This window comes from uncultured Cetobacterium sp., from assembly GCF_947039425.1.
Lineage (GTDB): Bacteria > Fusobacteriota > Fusobacteriia > Fusobacteriales > Fusobacteriaceae > Cetobacterium_A.
Window position 1 is genome coordinate 1 of sequence record NZ_CAMQYW010000278.1, and the last position, 2,656, is coordinate 2,656.

General features: G+C 26.7%; 3 protein-coding genes. All 3 read left to right on the plus strand.

Translation table 11 applies throughout. The annotated features are described in order from the left end of the window. The first annotated feature begins 19 nt into the window (after positions 1-19). From Q0V09_RS10460 to Q0V09_RS10470, 3 genes are read left to right on the plus strand one after another with little or no spacing between them, the layout of a single operon-like run. On the plus strand, positions 20-166 hold the full coding sequence (locus Q0V09_RS10460; RefSeq protein WP_297489347.1) for a 4Fe-4S dicluster domain-containing protein: 147 nt from the start codon (positions 20-22) through the stop codon (positions 164-166). After that, a complete protein-coding gene (locus Q0V09_RS10465; protein ID WP_297489345.1) occupies positions 166-1,404 on the plus strand; it encodes an FAD-dependent oxidoreductase in 1,239 nt (412 codons plus the stop codon). The genes Q0V09_RS10460 and Q0V09_RS10465 overlap by 1 nt, the downstream gene beginning before the upstream one ends. A gap of 16 nt (positions 1,405-1,420) precedes the next feature. Next, positions 1,421-2,635: a molybdopterin molybdotransferase MoeA gene (locus Q0V09_RS10470; protein ID WP_297407967.1), complete on the plus strand. Its 1,215-nt coding sequence runs from the start codon at positions 1,421-1,423 to the stop codon at positions 2,633-2,635. The last annotated feature ends 21 nt before the right edge of the window (positions 2,636-2,656 follow it).

Sequence of the window (2,656 nt, forward strand, 5' to 3'; positions counted from 1 at the left end):
TAGCTGCTATATGTGTATAATGGCCTGCCCTTATGGAACTTTAAAAGCTGATAAAAAAACTCAAAAGCAAATAATGAAATGTGATATGTGTACAGATAATCCAAATGGACCGCAATGTATTGCAAAGTGTCCTATGGCAGCTATTACTTTAGAGGAGGTTAAATAATGAAATATGTTATTATTGGAGCTTCAGCTGCTGGAGTTAATGGTGCTGAAAATTTAAGAAGATTAGACAAAACTGCTGAAATTATAATGATTTCAGAAGATAGTCATATATATTCAAGATGTATTCTTCATCATTATATTGGGGAAATTAGAAATATAAAACAACTTAATTTTGTTTCAGAAGATTTTTTTGAAAAAAATAATATTAACTGGATAAAAAATAAAAAAGTAATAATGCTAGATGAAAATAATAAAATATTAACATTAAATGATAATAGTAAAATCACTTTTGACAAATTATTAATATCATCTGGTTCAAGTCCATTTATCCCACCTATTGAAAATTTAAGAGGTGCTGAAAATGTCGTTGGATTAAAAACTTTAGAAGATTGTTCAGCTATTATTGAACTTGGAAAAAAAGCTAAAAATATTGTTGTTATTGGAGCTGGATTAATTGGAATGGATGCTATTAGTGGATTATTACATAATAAAGAGATCAATGCTAATTTATCTTTAATAGAAATGTCTAATAGACTTTTACCTCTACAATTAGATAAAATATCTTCTAAAATATATGAAGAAAAATTAATTGAAAATAAAGTTAACTTATATCTTAGCTCTAAAGTTTTAAAAGCTAATTTGAATAATGAAAACTTAATAGAAAGTTTAACTTTAGAAGGAGATCTTACTATTCCTTGCGATTTAATTGTTGTTGCAACAGGTATAAAATCTAATACTGATTTTTTACAAAATACAAAGGTAGAATTTGATAGAAAAGGATTGATTTTTAACGAAAAAGGTGAAACAAATATTAAAGATATATATGGAGCAGGAGATGTTAGTGGTAGAGGACCTATTTGGTCTGTAGCTGTTAAAGAAGGTATTATTGCTACATCTAATATGGTTGGTATTGAAAGAGTTATGGATGACTTCTTCGTTTGTAAATCAACTATGAATTTCTTTGGAATCCCTACTCTTTCTCTAGGAGATCAATCTCTTTATGAAAATACAGAAGGAATAATAATAGAAATATCTGAAAATGAAAATAGTTATAAAAAAATAGCCCATAAAGATGGATATATTTATGGAGCTATTATTCAAGGAGATTTAGAATATACAGGTGTTTTAACACAACTTATTAGATTGGATGTTGATATTTCAAAAGTTAAAAAATCTATTTTTAATATTGATTATTCTGATTTTTTCCATCTTGATGCTAATTGTGAATTTCAATACTAAATTTTAGGAGGATATTATGGAACATATTGATTTAGAAAAAGCTATTGAATTATTAATAGAAAATACAATTGCACTAGAACAAAAAGAGGAAAGAAATATACTTGAAAGTTTAGGTTTTGTTTTAGGAGAGGATATTTATTCACCTATAGATAATCCTCCTTTTTCTAGATCACCTCTTGATGGATTTTCATTTAATAATAAAATTTCTAAAAATGTATCACAAAACAATCCTAAAGAAATAGATGTTTTCTCTGAAATTTGTGCTGGTGATTTTTTAGAAAAAGAGGTTCCTTTTGGAAGTGCTGTTCGTATTATGACTGGAGCTCCTATTCCTAAAGGATGTAACTGTGTTTTAAAACAAGAAGAAGTAGAATTTAATGAAGAAAATCAAACTGTTACTATATATAAAGAGATGAAAGCGTTTGAAAATTTTTGTTATCAAGGGGAAGATTTAGAAAAAGGAACCTTAGTTATTAAAAAAGGTGAATTAATAACATACAACCATATTGGAGTATTTGCTTCAATTGGAATAAATAAAGTACATGTATATAAAAAACCAATAATAGGAATTTTGAGCTTAGGAAATGAACTTACCATGCCTGGCGAACGTTTAGAGTCAGGAAAAATATTTAATAGTAATCTTTTTACATTAGCAAGTAGATTAAAATCTTTAGGTTTAGAAAGTTTAATTTTTAATCCCTTACTTGATAATATCAATATTGTTAGTGATTTTATTGAAGCAAATATACATAAAGTTGATTTATTAATAACTACTGGAGGAGTATCTGTTGGTAAAATGGATATTATGCATGATGTAATAAAGAAGATAAATGCTAAACGTTTATTTTGGAAAGTTAATATTCAACCTGGAACTCCTGTTTTAGCATCTGTTAAAAATAATAAGATTATCCTATCTCTTTCTGGAAATCCATTTGCTTCTTTAGTTAATTTTGAACTTTTAGGTAGAAAAATTTTAGAAAAATTAAGTTGTAATGGTATAAAATCAACTTATACACTTAAAGCTAAAGTATCTGGAAATTTTAAAAAAAAGAGTATTAAAAGAAGATTTATTCGAGCTCAATATATTAATGGAGATGTATTTGTTAATAATGATAAACACTCATCAGGAATGATCTCTTCACTTTTAAATAAAAATGCATTAATTGATATCAATCCTGGAAATAACGGGCTTAATGATGGTGATATTGTAGAGGTGATTTTAATTGATTAGTGCACTTATCTTAGCAGGTGG